Consider the following 19,746-nt stretch of genomic DNA (forward strand, 5'->3'; position numbering starts at 1 on the left):
TGACGACGGGTCCGACACACCCAGCGGGACGGACGAACAGCCCGCCAGAAACAGACAGGTCAGCAGCGCGGACGAAGCGACGCGGCGGGCGGAGCGCATGACGACCCCTCACGGGCAGGCGATGACTGAGCAGATGCTGCCCTACCGGAAATTCCGCACACCGGGCGGGGCGCCCGGACGGGAGCACGCTCGCCATCCGGCGGGGCAGCCACGGAAAACGACCAGTCCGCTCGTCAGCCTGTCGTGTCGCGGTCGTGAGCGGCCGAAAGGCTTACCCGGCACGCCATTCGAACGGCGCAGCCCGCTGCCGCGATCGCCACTACCGGCGGCTCTCCCACACTGAGCAGTCAACGCTCATGGTGATCAGGCCGGTTAGGGCACTCACGAACTCGCAGGTCACAGCACTAAGGGACCGAAGACGCGCCAATACTGACTAGCAGTCAACTCCGATGCGTTCCGCTCTCCGAACTGCGCAAAGCGCAGGTCAGCAGCGAAGGACTGCTCACTTCCAGGAAGGCCGCAACACTGGCTGCCCAACCCGATGCTGCCCAGCGCGCCGCCCTGACCACGTTGCTGCCCGCCAGCTCATGACGTGGGCCATGGCGCCGACGTCGGTGCGGCACAACACGGCGTCCGGCGGGGTGACGGGGCCGAGTTCGGTGGGCACGGCGGGGGTGCCGGTGAGGCGGATGGGGGCGTCGGCAAGGTGGAGCCGGCGGTCGGCGCCGTCATCGCCCTGATTTCCGTCGTCGCCCTGATCTCCGTCGTCGTCATGGCCGCGGCCGCGCGGCAGGCATCCTGAGCGCGCGCTTCACGGTTCGAGAGCGGTGATGCCGTCGATGACATGACGAAGGAATCCGGCCGCGGTGCCCCCGTCGCACACACGATGGTCGAAGGTCAGCGACAGCTGGACGACCTTGCGGACCTCCAGCCGGCCGCTCACCGCCCACGGGCGATCGACGAGGCGGCCGACACCGAGCATCGCCGTCTGGGGGTGGTTGAGGATCGGCGTGGCGCCGTCGACGCCCAGCACACCGTAGTTGTTGAGGGTGAAGGTACCGCCGGTGCGGTGTTCCGCGGGAAGTACGCCGTCGCGGGCGAGGCCGGTGAGGCGGCGCAGTTCGGCGGCCAGGCCGTCGAGCGGCAGCCGGTCGGCGTCCCGTACGACGGGGACGAGCAGCCCATGGCCGGTCTGGGCGGCGAAGCCGAGGTGCACCCGCGGCAGCCGGACGGCCTCGGCGCGCTCGGCGTCCACCCGGGCGTTCAGTTCGGGGAAGGCGGCGAGCCCGGCGAGACAGGCCCTGGCGAGCAGGGGAAGCAGGCCCGTGCCATGGGCGTCACGGGCCGCGAGCAGTCCGGTGGCGTCGGTGTCGGCCCAGATGGTGACGGCGGGTATGTCGCGGTGGGCGCGGAGGAACTTCTCGGCGGCGACGCCCAAGGGGGCGCGGATTGCAGGCTGTTGAGCTCCCTGGGCATTGGTCTGCGCAGGCTCGCCGCGTTTCGGCATCGGTACGCGGTTGCCGCGCGCGCCGCCCGTCCCGTACCCGGTGAGGACCGCACCGGAGTCGTCCGCCGCCTCCGTCACACCCTCCACTGCCCCCTCCGCCGCCGGTTCCGCCACCGACAGCAGTGGCGCCCCGACCGTCACCCTCTCCCCGGCCCGGCAGTGCAGGGCGGTCACCGTCCCGGCGAAGGGGCTCGGGAGGGTGACGACGGACTTGGCCGTTTCGACCTCGGCGACCGTCTGGTCGGATGTGACGTGGTCGCCCACCGCGACCTTCCACTCCAGCAGCTCCGCCTCCGCCAACCCCTCCCCCAGGTCCGGCAGTTGAAAAGTCCGAACGGCCCGGAAGATCCGGGCGATCCGGACGGCCCCACCGCCCTCGGCCGCCGCCGCGCCGTGAGAGACCGGCAGCGGACGCCGTACGCCCGGTCCGCCCTCGGGCAGCAGGCGGCGCAGGCCCGCCACCACCCGTCCGACGCCCGGCAGATGGGCGCTCTCCAGCAGGGGCGGCGGATACGGGATGTCCAGGCCCGTGACCCGCAGCACCGGCGCGCGCAACGCGTCGAAGCAGCGCTCCTGCACCCGCGCCGCGATCTCGGCGCCGACTCCGGCGAAACCCTGGGCCTCGTGCACGACCAGGCAGCGACCGGTGCGCCGCACCGACGCGGTGAGCGCATGGTCGTCGAGCGGGACGAGGGTGCGCAGATCGAGCACCTCCACGTCCAGCCCCTCGGCCGCCGCCTCCCGCGCCGCCGCCAGGGCCACGCCGACCGAGGGGCCGTAGGCGACGAGTGTGGCGTCGGTTCCTGGGCGGCGCACCGCTGCCGTGCCGAACGGCTCGGTGCTCAGGGGAAGTTCGACCTCGTCCTTCGTCCAGTAGTGGCGCTTGGGCTCCAGGAACACCACCGGATCCGGGTCGTCGATGGCCTCCCTCAGGAGGGAGTACGCGTCCGCCACCGTCGCGGGGGTGACGACCTTCAGGCCCGCCGTGTGCGCGTAGTAGGCCTCGCTGGAGTCGCTGTGGTGCTCTACGCCGCCGATCCCGCCGCCGTACGGGATGCGGACGACCATGGGCAGGGCGAGGGCGCCGCGGGTGCGGTTGCGGAGTTTGGCCACGTGGGAGGCGATCTGTTCGAACGCCGGGTAGGCGAACGCGTCGAACTGCATCTCCACCACCGGCCGGAACCCGGCCATCGCCATGCCGACCGCGAGGCCCGCGATCCCCGCCTCGGCGACCGGGGTGTCGAAGCAGCGGCGCTCGCCGAACGCGTCCGCGAGCCCGTCGGTGATCCGGAAGACGCCGCCGAGCCGGCCGACGTCCTCGCCGAAGACGACGACCCTGTCGTCCGCGTCCAGCGCGTCCCGCAGGGCGGTGTTCAGCGCCTTCGCCATGGTGGTGGCCGTCCGCCCGGGCGCCTTGACCGTCTCCGTCATCTCAGTGCCTCTCCAACTCGGCCCGCAGTGCGGCGCGTTGTTCGGTCAGTTGCGGGGTCGGGGCGCTGAACACGTGGTCGAGGAGTGCGAGCGGGTCCAGGGCGGGGTCCTCGGCGAGCCGGGCGCGCAGGGCGAGCGCGTACGTCTCGGCCTCGGCCGCGGCGGCCCCGATGTCGTCCTCGGTGAGCAGGCGGCGCTCGCGCAGCCAGGACTCCAGGCGGTCGATCGGGTCGCGCCCGCGCCAGTACTCGGTCTCCTCGGCCGGACGGTAGCGGGAGGGGTCGTCGGCGCTGGTGTGCGGGGCCATGCGGTAGGTATGCGCCTCGACCAGCCAGGGGCCGCCGCCCGTGCGGGCGTCCTCGACCGCCGCGCCCAGGACGGCGAGGACGGCCGCGGCGTCGTTGCCGTCCACCTGCTCCGAGCGGACGCCGTAGCCGACGCCCTTGTACGCCAGGCTCGGCGCCGCGCTCTGGGCGGAGAGCGGGACGGAGATGGCGTAACGGTTGTTCTGTACGAGGAAGACCACGGGTGCGCGCAGGACGCCCGCGAGGCCCAGTGCTTCGTGGAAGTCCCCCTCACTGGTGGCGCCGTCGCCGACGAGGGCGAGGGCGACCGTGTCCGTGCCCTTGAGGCGCTCGCCGTGGGCGAGTCCGGTGGCGTGCGCGGCATGGGTGGCCAGCGGGGTGCACTGGGGCGCGGTGCGGTGCCGTACGGGGTCGTAACCGCAGTGGCCGTCGCCGCGCAGCAGGGTCAGCGCCTCGACGGGGTCGATGCCCCGGCTGACCAGCGCCACGCAGTCGCGGTAGGTGGGGAACAGCCAGTCGGTGTCGCGCAGGGCGAGAGCGGCGGCCACCTGGCACGCTTCCTGGCCGAGGCTGGAGGGGTGGACCGCGAGCCGGCCCTGCCGGGCGAGCGCCGTCGCCTGCTCGTCGAAGCGTCGCCCGAGGACCATTTTCCGGTAGGCGGTCAGCAGCGAATCGGGAGCGGGTTCGCGATATTCGCGATACTCACCATATTCGCCATAATCTTCCGGGGGCGCCTCTTCCAGGGCTTTGCCATTCGATGGCAAAAAGGAAACCGGAACCGGCGACGGCAGCCATGGCAGGGGAGAAGTTCGTGCCCGCTCCGTCGCGAGTTCATGCATCGACTTCTCGCCCATTTCCCGCCGTCCTCTCGTCAAGACGTGTGCGTCTCGGATGCTTGCCCAGGGTCCATGCGCCCATCAACCTCCGCATCAAGAAGGGGAGATGAAGCGGAACTGAACAGTCCAAAGGTATAGACCGGCCCCCGGGAGCGAACGGAATGTCAACTGCACGTTGGTGGAACGGTAATGCGTGGGTCGCCCCGCATTTCCGCAGTCGCGGTTGCAATTGACCAGCGAACGTCGCACCACTGCGGAAGGCAAGGAAATGTCCCGAGTACGCCCCCAAGTACACCCGGGAAATCGGCACTACACGGTCGTCTGCTCCGCCTGCGGGGCCCGTTACGAGGACGACGGTCTGATACTCGACTGCCCGCAACCGCACGAACCGGCGTTCCTGCGGGCCGAGTACGACCGGCCCGCCGCGCCCAGCGGGGATCGTGCGGGGCTGTTCCGGCACGCCTGTCTGCTCCCCGTGGCCCGGACGTTTCCCGGCGTGCCAGGGCCGCTCGTGTACCGCGCCGACCGGCTCGGTCGCCGGATCGGGCTCTCCCAGCTGTGGGTCGCCTTCAACGGGTACTGGCCCGAACGCGGGGCGTCCATGCCCACCTGCACGTTCAAAGACCTGGAGGCGTACACGGTGCTGGGCCGGCTGCCCGCCGACCCGCCCGTGCTGGTGATCCCCTCGGCGGGCAACACCGCCGCCGCCTTCGCCTGGGCCGCCACCCGCCATCAGGCGCCCTGTCTGATCGTCGTACCCGCCCCGGCCCTGGAGAGCATGCGCTTCCCCGGCCCGCTGGACCCCTGCGTACGCATCGTCGTGCTCGACGGCGACGCCACCTACAGCGACGCCATCGCCTGCGCCGACCTGCTGGCCCGGCTCCCCGGACACCAGGCGGAGGGCGGCTGCCGCAACATCGGGCGCCGCGACGGTCTGGGGACCGTGATGCTCGCCGCGGCCGAGATGATCGGACGCCTGCCGCGGACGTATGTGCAGGCCGTCGGCAGCGGTACCGGAGCCATCGGAGCCCATGACGCGGGCCGCCGGATCCGCTCGGGCGACGAGCCGACGCCCCGCCTGCTGATGTGCCAGAACGCGCCGTTCGCCCCGCTGTTCGCGGCCTGGCACTCCGGCGGTGCGGCTCCCGCCGACCGTGAACACGAGCCGCTGGCCCGCGAACTGACCAACCGCCGCCCGCCGTTCACCGTACGCGGCGGGGTGCGTGAGGCGCTCACCGAGAGCGGCGGCGACGTCCTGTGCGCCGACAACGGCGCCGCCCTCGCCGCCATGGCCCTGTTCGAGGAGACCGAGCGCATCGACATCGAGCCCGGTGCGGGGGTCGCGCTGGCCGCGCTCGCCGACGCCGTACGCGCCGGACGCGTCGACCGCGACGAGCTGGTCCTCCTCAACATCACCGGCGGCGGCCGGGCCCGTCAGGCCCACGACGTCCCGCTCGTCCCCGCCGAGCCCTGGCTGCGCGTCCCGTGGCGCGCGGACGGCGACGGCCCGCGCGCGGTCGCCGAGCGGGTCGGGCGACGGCTCACGTACGCCCCCGCCGCCACGTGAGCGGCCCTCCGATGCCCTGCGGTCCGTCCCCCACCCCCACCGGAGTCCGTCGATGACCGTACGCCGTGGACCTGACCCGTCCGCCGCCCAGCGCTCGATGTGGTTCGGCCAGCGGCTCGACGGAGCCGGCGCCGCCTACAACGTCGGCGAGTACACGGAGATCCACGGTCCCGTGGACCCGCTGCGCCTGCGGACGGCCGTACGGCAGGTGGTGGACGCGACCGAGACACTGCGGTCCCGGTTCGCGGCCGACGAGGACGGCGTACGGCTGCTCGTCGACGCCGATCCCGAGTGGGGGATGCCCGTCGTCGACGCGGCAGGGGGCGAGGCGGCGCGGGAGTGGATGGCGGACGACTTCGCCACGCCCTTCGACCTCGACCGGGGCCCGTTGTTCCGCTACGCGCTCCTGCGGCTCGCCGACCACCACTGGATCTGGTACCAGGCGTACCACCACATCGCGGTCGACGGCTTCAGTTGCTCCCTGATCGCCCGGCGAGTGGCGCAGGCGTACACCGCGCTCGCGAACGGCACCCCGCACACTCCGCCACCCGCGCCCCTCGCGCCGCTGGCCGCCGCCGACGAGGCCTATCGCGGCGGCGTACGGCACGAGCAGGACCGTACGCACTGGACGCAGGCCCTCGCCGACCGGCCCGACCCGGTGAGCCTGGCCGTCCGCCCGCCGCATGTCGCCGGACGCTTCCTGCGCCGCTCCGGTCATCTGCCCCAGTCTGCCGGGGAGTTGGTCCACCGTGCGGCCGAGCGCGCCGGAACGCGCTGGTCCCGCGTGGTTCTCGCGGCGACCGCCGCCTATCTGCACCGGCTCACCGGCGCGCGGGACGTCGTCCTCGGCCTCGCGGTCACCGGCCGCGAGAGCGAGACGGAGCTCGGCACTCCCGGGATGGCGTCCAACGTGCTCCCGCTGCGGCTCGCGGTACGCCCGGACACCCCGGCCGTCGACCTCGTACGGCAGGCCGCCGGGGCCACCCGCGACCTGCTGGCGCACCAGCGCTTCCGGGGCGAGGACCTGCGCCGCGCGCTGGACTGGCCGCAGGACGGACGCCGCTTCTTCGGACCGGTCGTCAACATCATGGCCTTCGGACCGGAGGTGCGCTTCGACGGGCATCCCACCACCCGGCACAACCTGTCCACGGGCCCGGTCGAGGACCTCGCGGTCAACGTCTACGACCGCGCGGACGGCCAAGGGATCCGGGTGGACCTGGACGCGAGTCCCGAACACCACACGGAAGCCGAACTCACCGCCCATCACCGGCGTTTCGTGCACTTCGTGGAGCGGTTCGCGGCGTCGGTCCTGGAGCCCGAGGGCTCGGTGGTGGGGCGGGTGGAGCTGACGCTGCCGGGCGAGGGAGCGCTGCTCGACGGGCCGGTCGCGCTCGCGGGCGGCCGTACCGTCCCCGGCGTGATCGCGGCCCGCGCGGCCGCCGAACCCGATGCCGTCGCCGTCGTCCACGGAGGCCGTGCGCTCTCCTGCCGGGACCTGAACGCGCGCGCCAACCGGCTCGCCCACCGCCTGCTCCGCCTCGGCGTCCGGCCCGAGGACCGGGTCGCGGTCCTGATGCGCCGCTCCGACGAGCTGATCGTGGCGCTGCTGGCCGTCCTGAAGGCGGGTGGCGCGTACGTCGGCCTCGACGCGCGTGTCCCGGCCGCGCACACCCGGCGGATCCTCGCCGAGACCGGCGCGACCGTCCTGCTGTGCGACCGGTTGTCGGACGGGGACGCCTACGACGGTCCCGCCCTCGTCACCGCGACCGACCCCTCGCTCGCCGTCGAGCCCGCCACGGACCCCGAAGTCCCGCTCCACTCGGACCAGTTGGCGTACGTCAGTTACACCTCGGGCTCGACCGGCAGGCCCAAGGGCGTCGCCGTCACCCATCGGGACGTCACCGCGCTGGCCGCCGACTCGGCGTTCGGCTGCGGCGCGCACACCCGGGTGCTGGTGCACTCGCCGACCGCGTTCGACGCCTCCACCTACGAGATGTGGGTGCCGCTGCTGGGCGGGGGCACCGCCGTGGTCGCCGGGCCGGACGAGGACGTGGACGCCGCCGCGGTCGCACGCCTGACGGCCCGGCACGGGGTGACGGCGCTGTGGCTGACCGCCGGGCTGTTCCGGCTCGCCGCCGAGGCGGACCCCGGCTGTTTCGCCGGGCTGCGCCAGGTGTGGGCCGGCGGCGAGGCCGTGCCCGCGTCCGTCGTCCGCCGGGTCCTGGCCGCCTGCCCCGGGCTGACCGTCACCAACGGCTACGGCCCGACCGAGACCACCGCCTTCGCCACCTGCCGCCCCTGCCCCGACGCGGGCGCGGTGCCCGAGCCGCTGCCCATCGGCCGCCCGCTCGACGGCATGCGCGCCTATGTCCTCGACGGCGCCCTGCGACCGGTACCGCGCGGCACGGTCGGTGAGCTGTACGTGGCCGGTCCCGGCGTGGCCCGCGGCTACCTCGGCCGCCCCGAAGCCACCGCCGAGCGCTTCACCGCCGACCCCTTCGGCCCTCCGGGCGCGCGCATGTACCGCACCGGCGACCGCGTCCGACTCGGCCTGGACAGCGGCGAGTTGGAGTTCCACGGGCGGGCCGACGGCCAGGTCAAGCTGCGTGGCTTCCGCATCGAGCCGGGCGAGATCGAGTCGGTGCTGGCCGCCCATGCGGAGGTCGCCCAGGCGGTCGCGCTCGTCCGCGAGGACCGCCCCGGCGACCGCCGCCTGATCGCCTACGCGGTGCCCGCCGTGGGCACGGCGCCGGCCCCGGACGTCCTGCGCGCCCACCTCGCCGACCGGCTGCCCGCCGCCCTGGTGCCGTCGGCCGTCGTCCGACTGGACCGGCTGCCTCTGACCGCCAACGGCAAGCTGGACCGCGCCGCCCTGCCGGCGCCCGTCACGGAGACCGGAAGCCGTGCCCCGCGCTCTCCGCAGGAGGAGGCGCTCTGCGGGCTCTTCGCGGACGTCCTCGGTCTGCCCGCCGTCGGTCCCGACGACAGTTTCTTCGCGCTCGGCGGCCACTCCCTGCTCGCCCTGCGCCTGATCGGCCGGATCCGCGACACCCTGGGCGCGGCACTGACGCTGCGGAACCTGTTCGGCGCGCCCACTGCGGCCGCCCTCGCCCCACTGGTCGCCGGTGCCGGGGCCGTCGCCCGGCCCGCCCGGCCGCTGGCGCCGGGCGCCCGCCCCGACGAGGCTCCACTGTCGTCGGCCCAGCGGCGACTGTGGTTCCTCGACCGGCTGGAGGGGTCCGGGGCGGCGTACCACATCCCGTTCGCCGTGCGGCTGACGGGCGCCGGCCTCGACCCGGATGCCCTGCGCGCCGCACTTTCCGACCTCGTCGCCCGGCACGAGATCCTGCGCACCGTCTACCCGAACGCCGACGGCATCCCGCGCCAGCGACTCCTCGACCCGACGGCGGCCGGGCCCCGGCTGCACGTCGAGCGGGTCACGCAGGCCCAAGTGGCAGAGCGGCTGGCCGAGTCGGCAGGCGAGGAGTTCCGGCTCGACGAGGACGTCCCGCTGCGCGCCCACCTCCTCGTCCTCGGGCCGCAGGAACACGCCCTGCTGCTGGTGCTGCACCACATCGCCGCCGACGGCTGGTCCCTCGAACCCCTCCTCCGCGACCTCGCCACCGCCTACCGCGCCCGGCAGGAGGGCCGGAGTCCCGCGTGGGCTCCCCTTCGGGCGCAGTACGCCGACTACGCCGTCCAGCAGCGGGACCTGCTCCTCGACCGTGAGGTGATGGACGTTCAGCTCGCCTACTGGAAGCGGTCGTTGGCCGACCTGCCGGACGAGATCGCGCTGCCCGCCGACCGCCCCCGCCCGGTCCGCGCCACGCACCGGGGCGGCGACATCCCCGTACGGCTGGACGCGAGGCTGCACGGGCGGCTGCGCGCGCTGGCCGGGGAGACCGGCACGACCGTGTTCATGGTCGTCCAGGCAGGGCTCGCCGCCCTGCTCACCCGGCTCGGGGCGGGCACCGACATCCCGCTCGGCACCCCGGTCGCGGGCCGCGCCGACGAGACGCTGGACGACCTGATCGGCTGTTTCCTCAACACCCTCGTCCTGCGCACCGACACCTCCGGCGTCCCCACCTTTCGCGAGCTGCTCGCCCGGGTCCGGGAGAGCGACCTCGCGGCCTACGCCCACCAGGAACTGCCGTTCGAGCAGCTGGTCGAGGCCCTCAATCCGCCCCGTTCGACGGCCCGGCACCCGCTGTTCCAGGTGATGCTCGCCTTCCGCCCCGGCACCGCCGAACCGCACCTCGACCTGCCCGGTCTGGCCGGCCGGCCGCTGCCCGTGGAGACCGGCGCCACCAAGATCGACCTCACCTTCAACCTCGGCGAGCTGCGCACCCCCGACGGCTCGCCGGACGGCATCGAGGGCATCCTCCAGTACAGCGCCGACCTCTTCGACCGGGGCACGGCCGAGGACCTCGCCGCCCGGCTGGAACGGCTGCTGCGGGCCGCCGTGGACGCCCCCGACCGGCCCGTCGGCGCGCTGGATCTGCTCGGCCCGGCCGAACGGCGACGCCTGCTCGTCGAGTTCAACGACACCGCGCATGACGTGCCGGACACGACGTTTCACCGGATGTTCGAGGCCCGGGCGGCCGAGCAGCCGGACGCGGTGGCCGTGACGGATGCCCGGACAAGTCTGACGTATCGTCAACTGGACGACAGGGCTGGCCGGTTGGCGCTGGCGTTGACCTCCTGCGGTGCCGGGCCCGGCCGGATCGTCGCCCTCTCGCTGCCCCGGTCCGTCGACCTCGCGGTGGCCGTGCTGGCCGTGCTCAAGGCGGGCGCGGCCTATCTGCCGCTCGATCCGGAGCATCCCGCCGAGCGGACGGCGTATCTGCTGTCCGACGCGGACCCGGTGTGTGTCATCGCCAGGGACCCGATGGCCGTCGCGTGCCCGGTCGTGAGCCCCGACGAGGAGGCGACCGGCACCGGGACCGAACTGGCCCGGGCCCGTCCCGCCGACGCGGCCTACCTGATCTACACCTCCGGCACGACCGGGCGCCCCAAGGGGGTCGTCGTCGAACACCGCAACCTCACCCCGTACGTAGCTCGTTGCGTGGCCGCGTACCCGAGTCTGCGCGGCTCGTCGCTGCTGCACGCCACCCTGTCCTTCGACGCCACGGTGACCACCCTGCACGGCGCGCTCGCCGCGGGCGGCCGGGTGCACATCGCGGCCGTCCACGAGGCGGGCGCGGATCCGCTGCCCGGCGGCTACACGTTCCTCAAGGCCACGCCCAGCCATCTGGCGCTGCTGCCCGCCCTGCCGTACGACCTCTCGCCCGCCGAGGAGTTCATGCTGGGCGGAGAGGCCCTGGTCGGAGAGGCCCTGCGGGCCTGGCGCCGGGAGCACCCCGGCGTGCGGCTGATCAACCACTACGGCCCCACCGAGCTGACCGTCGGCTGCACCGACCACCGCATCGAACCCGACGAGGAGCTGCCGTCCGGGCCGGTGCCGATCGGGCGCCCGATGTGGAACACCCGCGCCTACGTCCTGGACGGGTGGCTGAACCCCGTCCCGGCCGGTGTCGAGGGCGAGTTGTACGTGGCCGGCGCCCAGGTGGCCCGGGGCTACTGGAACCGGCCCGGGCTGAGCGCGCAGCGGTTCGTCGCCGACCCCTACGGGCCGCCCGGCGAGCGCATGTACCGCACCGGCGACCTGGCCGTGCGCCGTGCCGACGGAACCCTGGAGCTGCGCGGGCGGGCCGACGGCCAGCTCAAGATCCGGGGGCTGCGGATCGAGCCCGGCGAGATCGAGGGCGTGCTCACCGCGCATCCCGCCGTCGAGCAGGCCGCGGTGGTGGTGCGCGCGGACGGGGGCCGCAAACGCCTGGTCGGGTACCTCGTGGGCGCGGCGGCCGACGTCGACCGTGCGGACGTACGGGCCGAGGCGGCACGGCGGTTGCCGGACCACATGGTCCCCGAGGCGCTCGTCGTCCTGGACGCCCTGCCGATGACGGCGAACGGCAAGCTGGACCGCGCCGCCCTGCCCGCGCCGGAGGTCACGACCGGCGCGGCGGACACCCCGCGCGCCCCGCGCAGCCTCCAGGAGGAGACCTTGCGCGCGCTGTTCGCCGAGGTTCTCGGCCTGGACCCGCGCGGTGTCGGGGTCGACGACGGCTTCTTCGACCTGGGCGGCGACAGCATCGCCTCGATCCACCTGGTCAGCCGCGCGCTCGCGGCCGGGCTGCGGCTGAGTCCACGTGACGTGTTCGACCAGCGCTCGATCGCCGCTCTCGCCGCCGTGGCCGCGGCTCGCCCCGCCCCGGCACAGGGGCCCCTCCAGGCGTCCTCGGTGGGTGCACTGCCGCTCACCCCGGCCATGCACCGGCTGCGCGAACGCGGCGGTCCCATCGGTTCGTTCAGCCAGTCGGTGCTGCTGGTCACGCCCGCCGGGGCCGACGAGAAGCGTCTGGCGGGCACCCTTCAGGCGGTACTCGACCACCACGACGCGCTGCGGATGCGGGTGGCGACCGACGGCGACTGGACCGCGCACATCCCGCCGCCCGGGAGCGTGGAGGCGGCCGGACTGCTGGAGCGGGTCGCCGTACCGGACGGCGATTTCGCGACGGTGCTTCAGGTGCCGGCCCACCGACTGCGGCCGGAGTCGGGTGAGTTGGTGCGTGCGGTCTGGTACGACGCGGGGCCAGGCCGTCCCGGGCGCCTGCTGCTGACGGTTCACCACCTGGCGGTGGACGGCGTGTCCTGGGCCATCCTGCGGGCGGACCTGGCCACTGCCTGGCGGGAGGTGGAACTGCCGCCGGCCGGCACATCGGTGCGCCACTGGGCCCGGCTGCTGGAGCGGGAGGCCGGGGCGCGCAGGGCCGAACTGGATACCTGGCGGCGCGTGGGGGAAGGCCTCGACCCAGGGGCCGGCATCCGGCGCCCCGACCCCGAACGGGACGTCGTCGGCACCGTGCGCCATCTCACCCGCGGCCTTGCGCCCGAGCCGACCGCCGAACTGCTCACCGCGGTCCCGGCCGCCTTTCACGCCGGTCCCGACGACGTCCTGCTCGCCGCCCTCGCGCTCGCCTTCGCCCGATGGCGCCGGCATCCGGCACTGCTGGTGGACATCGAGCGGCACGGCCGCGAGGAACTGGCCGAGGGGGTGGACCTCTCGCGCACGGTGGGCTGGTTCACCAGCGTCGTCCCGGCCCGGCTCGACCTCGCCGGGCTCGATCTCGGGGACCCCGCCCAGGTGCTCAGGAGCGTCAAGGAGCAGGTGCGTGCCGTACCCGACCACGGCATCGGTCACGGTCTGCTCCGCCATCTCGACCCCGAGACCGGGCCGGTCCTCGCCGCGCTCCCGGCCCCGCAGATCGGCTTCAACTACCTGGGCCGCACGGCCCGCGAACCGGCGGCGGGCGGGCAGCCGGCCGACTGGTCCACGGCCCCCGAGGACCTGCCCGGCACGCTCGCCCTCGGCGCCGTCCACGACCCCGCCCTGCCCGTCGCGCACGGCCTGGAGATCACCGCCATGGCCACGGACGAGGGGCTGCGGGCCACCTGGTCCTGGGCGCCCGGCATCTGGTCCGAGGACGAGGTCCGCGCCCTCGCCGACCTGTGGTGCGAAGCCCTCACCGCCCTGGGCCACACCACCGCGGCGGGCGGACACACCCCGTCCGACCTGCCGCTGGTGGCGCTGTCCCAAGCAGAGATCGACGAACTCGAAGCCGAGTTCGGAACCGAGTGGAGGTAACCCACGGTGACCCGGTCCGGAATCTCCGACGTCCTGCCCCTGTCGCCGTTGCAGGAGGGGCTCCTCTTCCACGCCCTGTACGACGACGACCACGACCCCGACGTCTACGCGGCCCAGCAGGTGCTGGAGCTGTCGGGCGACGTCGACCCCGCCGCCGTCCGGGCCGCCGGGCAGGCGCTGCTCGACCGGCATCCGAACCTGCGCGCGTGCTTTCGCCGCCGGGACAGCGGGCGGCCGTTCCAGATCGTGCCCACGGACACCGAACTCCCCTGGGCGGACGTCGACTTGTCCGCACTTGACGAGCAGGCACGGCAGACGGCATGGCAGCGGCTGCTGGACGAGGAGCGCACCCGCCGCTTCGACCTCGCCAAGCCGCCGCTGCTACGCCATCTGCTCGTCCGATGGGCCCCGGACCGCTACCAGCTGGTGATCACCAACCACCACATCCTGCTGGACGGCTGGTCCAAGCAGTTGCTCGTCCGCGAGTTCGGCGCCCTGTACGCGGGCGAGCACCCGACCGCGCTCCCGCCCGTGCCGCCGTACCGCGACTACCTGGCATGGCTGGCCAGGCAGGACCATGCCGCCGCCGAACGGGCCTGGCAGGACGCCCTCGGCTCGGTGGCCGAACCCACCCTGCTGGCCCGCACGGCCCCCGCCGCGCCCGTCCTCCCGCACGAGCTCGTCGTGGAGCTGGCGGAGGAGCCGACGGCCCGCGCCGAAGCGACGGCACGTTCCCTGGGCGTCACCCTCAACACCCTCGTCCAGGGCGCCTGGGGCGTGCTGCTGGGGCGGCTGACCGGCCGTACCGACGCCGTGTTCGGCCAGACCGTCAGCGTACGGCCGCCCGAGCTGCCGAACGTCGCCTCGATGGTGGGCTTCTGCATCAACACCGTTCCCACCCGCGTGAGCTGGGACGACGGCGACACCGTCGCCGAGTTCCTCACCGGCCTGCAGAGCCGGCAGGCGGGCCTGCTGCCGCACCAGCATCTCGGCCTCGCCGACATCCGGCGCGCCACCGGCACGGGCGACCTCTTCGACACTCTGCTGGCCTTCGAGAACTACCCCGCGTCCGCCGCCCCAGGCGCGTCGCGGGTCACCCGGCTCACCGGCCGCGACGCCACCCACTACCCGCTGACCCTGTCCGTCCTGCCCGCCCGCCGCCTGGCCCTGCGCCTGTCCTACCGGCCCGACCTGTACGACGAGGCCGGCGCGCGGGCCCTGCTGGACCGCTTCGCCCGGGTGCTGGCGGCCCTGACGGCCGACCCGGCACGCCCGGTGCGCGAGGTGGAGGCGTTGCTGCCGGGCGAACGGGAACACCTGCTGGGCCGCACCGCGTCCGCGACGCATGCCGCGGCCGAACCGGCTGCCACCCTTCCCGAACTGTTCGCCCAGCAGGCCGCCCGCACCCCCGAGGCCACGGCCGTCGTGCACGGCGCGACCCGCCTCACCTACCGGGAGGTCGACGAGCGCTCCCACCGCCTGGCGCGTCTGCTCGCCGAACGCGGCGCGGGCCCGGAGCGGCTGGTCGCCCTGGCGCTGCCGCGCACACCGGACCTGGTGGTGGCCGTCCTCGCGGTGCTGAAGACCGGTGCCGCGTACGTGCCGATGGACCCGGAGTATCCGACGCGACGACTGGCGTTCATGCTGGCCGACTCGGACCCGGTGCTGTTGCTGACGACGGACGACCTGGCCTCGGGGCTGCCCGCCGGTCAGGTCCCCGTGGTCACGGTGGCCGAGCCGCTCGACCACCCCTCGGCAGCGCTCCAGGCGCCGCCTCCGGCCCCCGGCAACACGGCGTACGTGATCTACACCTCGGGCTCCACGGGCCGCCCCAAGGGCGTCGCCGTGCCGCACGCGAACGTGGTGCGGCTCTTCGAGTCCGCCCGGCAGTGGTTCGACTTCGGGCCCGACGACGTGTGGACCCTCTTCCACTCCTACGCCTTCGACTTCTCGGTGTGGGAGCTGTGGGGCGCGCTGCTGCACGGCGGCACGCTCGTGATCGTGCCGTTCGCCGTGAGCCGTGAACCGGAGGAATTCCTGCGGCTGTTGGCCCAAGAACGCGTCACGGTGCTCAACCAGACGCCCTCGGCCTTCGGCGAACTGCTGCGCGCGGACGCCGCTCTGCCGGAGGTGGGCCGCCGACTCGCCCTGCGCTACGTGGTGTTCGGCGGCGAGGCGCTGGACGTCGCGCGGGTCGCGGAGTGGTACACCCGGCATCCGCAGGACGCGCCCGTGCTGGTCAACATGTACGGGATCACCGAGACGACGGTCCATGTCACCGGCCTGCCGCTGAGCGGGGACTCCCCTCGCGACGGCCGGGGTCGCATCGGGCGCCCCCTGCCCGACCTGCGCGCGTACGTCCTGGACGCGGGGCTGCGGCTCGTACCGCCGGGAACGACCGGTGAGCTGTACGTCGCGGGGCCCGGCCTCGCCCGCGGGTACCAGGGCCGACCGGGGCTGACGGCCGGGCGGTTCGTGGCCGACCCGTTCGGCGGCCAGGGCGCACGCATGTACCGCACGGGCGACCTGGCACGGCTGTCGGCCGAGGGTGAGCTGGAGTACGCGGGCCGCGCCGACGACCAGGTCAAGATCCGCGGCTTCCGCATCGAACTCGGCGAGGTGGAGGCGGCCCTCACCGGCCATCCGGAGGTGGCCCGGGCGGTCGTCCTCGTGCGGGACGGGCGGCTGGTCGGCTACGTCGTCGGCCAGACCCCCGACGCCGACGAGGTGCGCCGCCACGCGGGCAGAACGCTCCCGGAGCACATGGTCCCCTCCGCCGTGGTCGTCCTGGACCGGCTGCCGCTCACCTCGAACGGCAAGCTGGACCGGGCCGCCCTGCCCGAGCCGGCCGCGCCGACCGGCGGCAGCCGTGCCCCGCGCACCCCGCAGGAGGAGATCCTGTGCGGCCTGTTCGCGGACGTGCTCGGCGTCGCGGCGCACCGAGTGGGCGCCGGCGACGGCTTCTTCGACCTCGGCGGCGACTCTCTCCTCGCCATGCGTCTTTCCGACCGGATCAGGGGCGCTCTCGGCACCGCGCTGCCGGTCCGCGCGGTCTTCGAGGCGCCGACACCCGCCGGGCTGGCTCAGCGGCTGAGCTCCGGGGACGACGTCCGACGCCCCGAACTCGCCCCGTACGCACGCGGACACGCCCCGATTCCGCTGTCGTACGCCCAGCAGCGCCTGTGGTTCCTGAGCCATCTCGACGGGGGCAACACCACCTACACCGTTCCCTGGGCCCTGCGCCTGACCGGCCCCCTCGACCGGCAGGCGCTCGGGGAGGCCCTCGCCGACCTCGTCACCCGCCACGAACCGCTGCGCACCCTCCACCCCGACTTCCAGGGCACCCCCTACCAACGCATCCTCGACCCCGAGGCGGGCCGCCCGGACCTCACTGTCGTACCGACCACCGAGGCCGAACTCCCCGCACTGCTCACCGCCGCGGCCAGGCACCGCTTCGACCTCTCCACCGACCTTCCGCTGCGCGCCACCCTGTACGCGCTCGACGGCGAGACGCACGTCCTGCTGCTCCTCGCCCACCACATCGCCGTCGACGGCTGGTCCCTGGCACCGCTGATGCGCGACCTGGAGACGGCGTACGCGGCACGCACCGACGGAGAGGTCCCGCAGTGGGGGCAACTGCCCGTCCAGTACGCCGACTTCGCACAGTGGCAGCGCGAAGTCCTCGGCTCCGCCGTCCAGCCGGACAGTCTGATGGGCAGTCATATCACCTACTGGCGTGAGGCGTTGGCGGGAGCGCCGGACGAGCTCGCGCTCCCGGCCGACCGTCCCCGGCCCGCCGAGCCCAGCGGTGACGGCGACCGGGCCGCCCTCACGATCGACGCCGCCCTGCACACGGGCCTCGCCGACCTCGCCGCCGACTCCAAGGTCACCCTCTTCATGGTGTTCCAGGCGGGCCTCGCCGCGCTGCTGACCCGGCTCGGCTCGGGTACCGACATCACCCTCGGCACCCCGGTCGCCGGACGCGCCGACGCCAGGCTGGACGACCTCGTCGGCTTCTTCGTCAACAGCCTCACCCTGCGCACCGACACCTCGGGCAACCCCACGTTCCGCGAACTGCTCCATCGGGTCCGGGAGTTCGACCTCGCCGCCTACGCCCACCAGGACGTGCCGTTCGACCTCCTCGTGGACGCCCTCAGCCCGCAACGCACCCTCGCCCGCCACCCGCTCTTCCAGGTCGTGCTCGCCTTCACCGGCCACACCGCGCATCCCGGCCTCTCCCTGCCCGGCCTCGCGGTGACCCACGAACGCGTCGAGACCGGCGCCGCCCGCTTCGATCTCTCCGTCCACCTGAACGAGCACCGCGACGCCGACGGCGGCCCGGCGGGCATCGACGGCGTCGCCGAGTACAGCACCGACCTGTTCGACCCGGCCACCGCCGAGCGGCTCGCGCGGGCACTGGTCCGCTTCCTCGCCGCGGTGACCGCCGACCCCGGCCTGCGCATCGAGGACGTGGACCTCCTGGGGGACGACGCCTTCTTCCGGGAGCGGGGCCGCCGCACGGCACTGCCGGGGATCGCTCCGGCGGCGGGGGCGGAAGAGGGGGACACGGGATCCGTCGGCGGACAGGAACCGGTGACCGAACCGCTGACCCCGGCCGAGCGCGTCCTCGCCGCGCTCTTCCGCGAGCTGCTCGCGTTGCCCGAAGTCCCGCTCGACGAGGACTTCTTCGCCCTCGGCGGAGACAGCATCTCCTCGATCCGGCTGGTGAGCCGGGCGGCCGAGGCCGGGGTCGTGATCAGCGCCCGGGACGTCTTCAAGCACCAGACGGTGCGGGAGCTGGCGGCGGTGGCCCGGGGGCCGGTCGGCGGTGCGCCCGTCCCCGGTGGGGGCGCGGCCCTCCCCCACGCTCCCGGCGAGGGGACGGGCCCGGTACCGCTCACGCCCGTCATGCGGTGGCTGCTCGAACGCGGCGGGCCGATCGGCCGGTTCAGCCAGTCCGTGCTGCTGACGGTTCCGGCCGGGGCCGGCCTGCCCCGGCTGACCGACGCCCTGCAGGCCCTGCTCGACCACCACGACATGCTGCGGTCCCGGCTCGTCACGGGACCGGAACTCGACGTACGCCCGGCCGGCACGGTCCGCGCCGCCGATCTCCTCGACCGGCGGGACGTCTGCGGCCCGTCCGCCACCTCGGGTTCGCCCGAAGCTTCGCGCGACGCTTCGCCGGATCTCCACGCGGCGGTGGCCGAGGAGTTCGACCGGGTCGTGGGTCTGCTCGATCCGGTGGCCGGGGTGATGGTGCGGGCCGTGTGGTTCGACCCCGGCCCCGACCGGCCCGGCCGTCTGCTGCTGGTCGTGCACCATCTGGCCGTGGACGGTGTGTCCTGGCGCGTCCTCGTACCCGACCTGGCGGCCGCCTGGGAGGCGATCGCGGCCGGGCGGCGACCCGAACTGCCCCCGGTGGGCACGCCGTTCCGGCACTGGTCGGCGGTGCTGGGCGAGCAGGCGTACGCGCCGGCCCGGGTTGCCGAGGTCGAGCTCTGGCGCGAAATCGGGGAGGCCCCGCGCATCCCGATGGGCGCGCGGCCGCTCGACCCCGACCTGGACACCGCCGCCACCACCCGTTCAATGCGGCTGACCCTGCCGCCCGAGGCGACCGGCCCCCTGCTCACCACCGTTGCGGCCGCCTTCCGCGCCGGTGTCCAGGACGTCCTGCTCACCGGTCTCGCGCTCGCCGTGGCCGACCGGCAGGGCGCCGGCCATGTCGTGCTCGACGTCGAGGGCCACGGCCGCGAGGAACTGACGCCCGGGCTCGACCTGTCGCGCACGGTGGGCTGGTTCACCTCGCTCTACCCGGTCCACCTGGACCTGGAGGGCGTGGACGTGGGCGATGCGCTGGCCGCCGGGCCGAGCGCCGACCTCGCGGCGGCCCGGGTCGCCGAGCGCCTGCGCGTACTGCCCGACCACGGCACGGGGTACGGCCTGCTGCGCCGCCTCAACGCGGACACGGCGGCCGAGCTGGCCAAGGCTCCCGCTCCGGAGATCGGTTTCAACTACCTCGGGCGGTTCGCCGCCCCCGACGCCGCGGGCACCGAGCCGTGGGCGTTCGCCCCCGAGTCGTCGGCGCTCGGCGTCGGCGCCGACCCCGGCCTCGCCGCCGCCCACGTCCTCGACGTCAACGCGGTCGTCCATGACACCGGCGCCGGACCGCGGCTGCTGGCCGACTGGTCATGGCCGGACGGCGTCCTGACCGAGCCGGAGGTGCGGGCGCTGGCCGAGTCCTGGTTCGCCGCGCTCACGGCGCTCGTGCGCCGGACCGGCGACGGCGGCGGCTCCGGCCCGTCGGGGGCGGGGATGTCGGTCGCGGGGCTGTCCCGGGACGAGCTGGACGAGCTGGCGGCAGGCCTTGACGGCTGACCCGAAGAAGAGCCGGACGC

General features: G+C 74.2%; 5 protein-coding genes and 1 pseudogene. 3 read left to right on the forward strand and 3 right to left on the reverse strand.

Features of this window, described 5'->3' with window-relative positions:
* Nucleotides 1–571 precede the first annotated feature (571 nt).
* The 3 genes and pseudogenes from ACIBAF_RS43825 to ACIBAF_RS43835 form a co-directional block, all read right to left on the reverse strand.
* Nucleotides 572–724: pseudogene (locus ACIBAF_RS43825) on the reverse strand (DNA helicase); the annotation flags it as partial.
* Between the two features lie 87 nt (nt 725–811).
* Complete coding sequence (locus ACIBAF_RS43830; protein ID WP_399471480.1) at nt 812–2,938, reverse strand: 2-oxo acid dehydrogenase subunit E2; 2,127 nt, start codon at nt 2,936–2,938, stop codon at nt 812–814.
* 1 nt (nt 2,939) lies between these two features.
* On the reverse strand, nt 2,940–3,890 hold the full coding sequence (locus tag ACIBAF_RS43835) for a thiamine pyrophosphate-dependent enzyme (RefSeq protein WP_399471482.1): 951 nt from the start codon (nt 3,888–3,890) through the stop codon (nt 2,940–2,942).
* A 457-nt stretch (nt 3,891–4,347) separates the two neighbouring features.
* On the opposite strand from ACIBAF_RS43835, the gene ACIBAF_RS43840 reads away from it, so the two are divergent.
* The 3 genes from ACIBAF_RS43840 to ACIBAF_RS43850 are packed head-to-tail and all read left to right on the forward strand — an operon-like array spanning nt 4,348 to nt 19,726.
* On the forward strand, nt 4,348–5,646 hold the full coding sequence (locus ACIBAF_RS43840; RefSeq protein ID WP_399471484.1) for a cysteate synthase: 1,299 nt from the start codon (nt 4,348–4,350) through the stop codon (nt 5,644–5,646).
* A gap of 52 nt (nt 5,647–5,698) precedes the next feature.
* Complete coding sequence (locus tag ACIBAF_RS43845; protein WP_399471486.1) at nt 5,699–13,351, forward strand: amino acid adenylation domain-containing protein; 7,653 nt, start codon at nt 5,699–5,701, stop codon at nt 13,349–13,351.
* 6 nt (nt 13,352–13,357) lie between these two features.
* Nucleotides 13,358–19,726: an amino acid adenylation domain-containing protein gene (locus ACIBAF_RS43850; protein WP_399471488.1), complete on the forward strand. Its 6,369-nt coding sequence runs from the start codon at nt 13,358–13,360 to the stop codon at nt 19,724–19,726.
* Nucleotides 19,727–19,746: the final 20 nt, after the last annotated feature.

It is taken from the genome of Streptomyces sp. NPDC051677, assembly GCF_044453465.1.
Classification (GTDB): domain Bacteria; phylum Actinomycetota; class Actinomycetes; order Streptomycetales; family Streptomycetaceae; genus Streptomyces.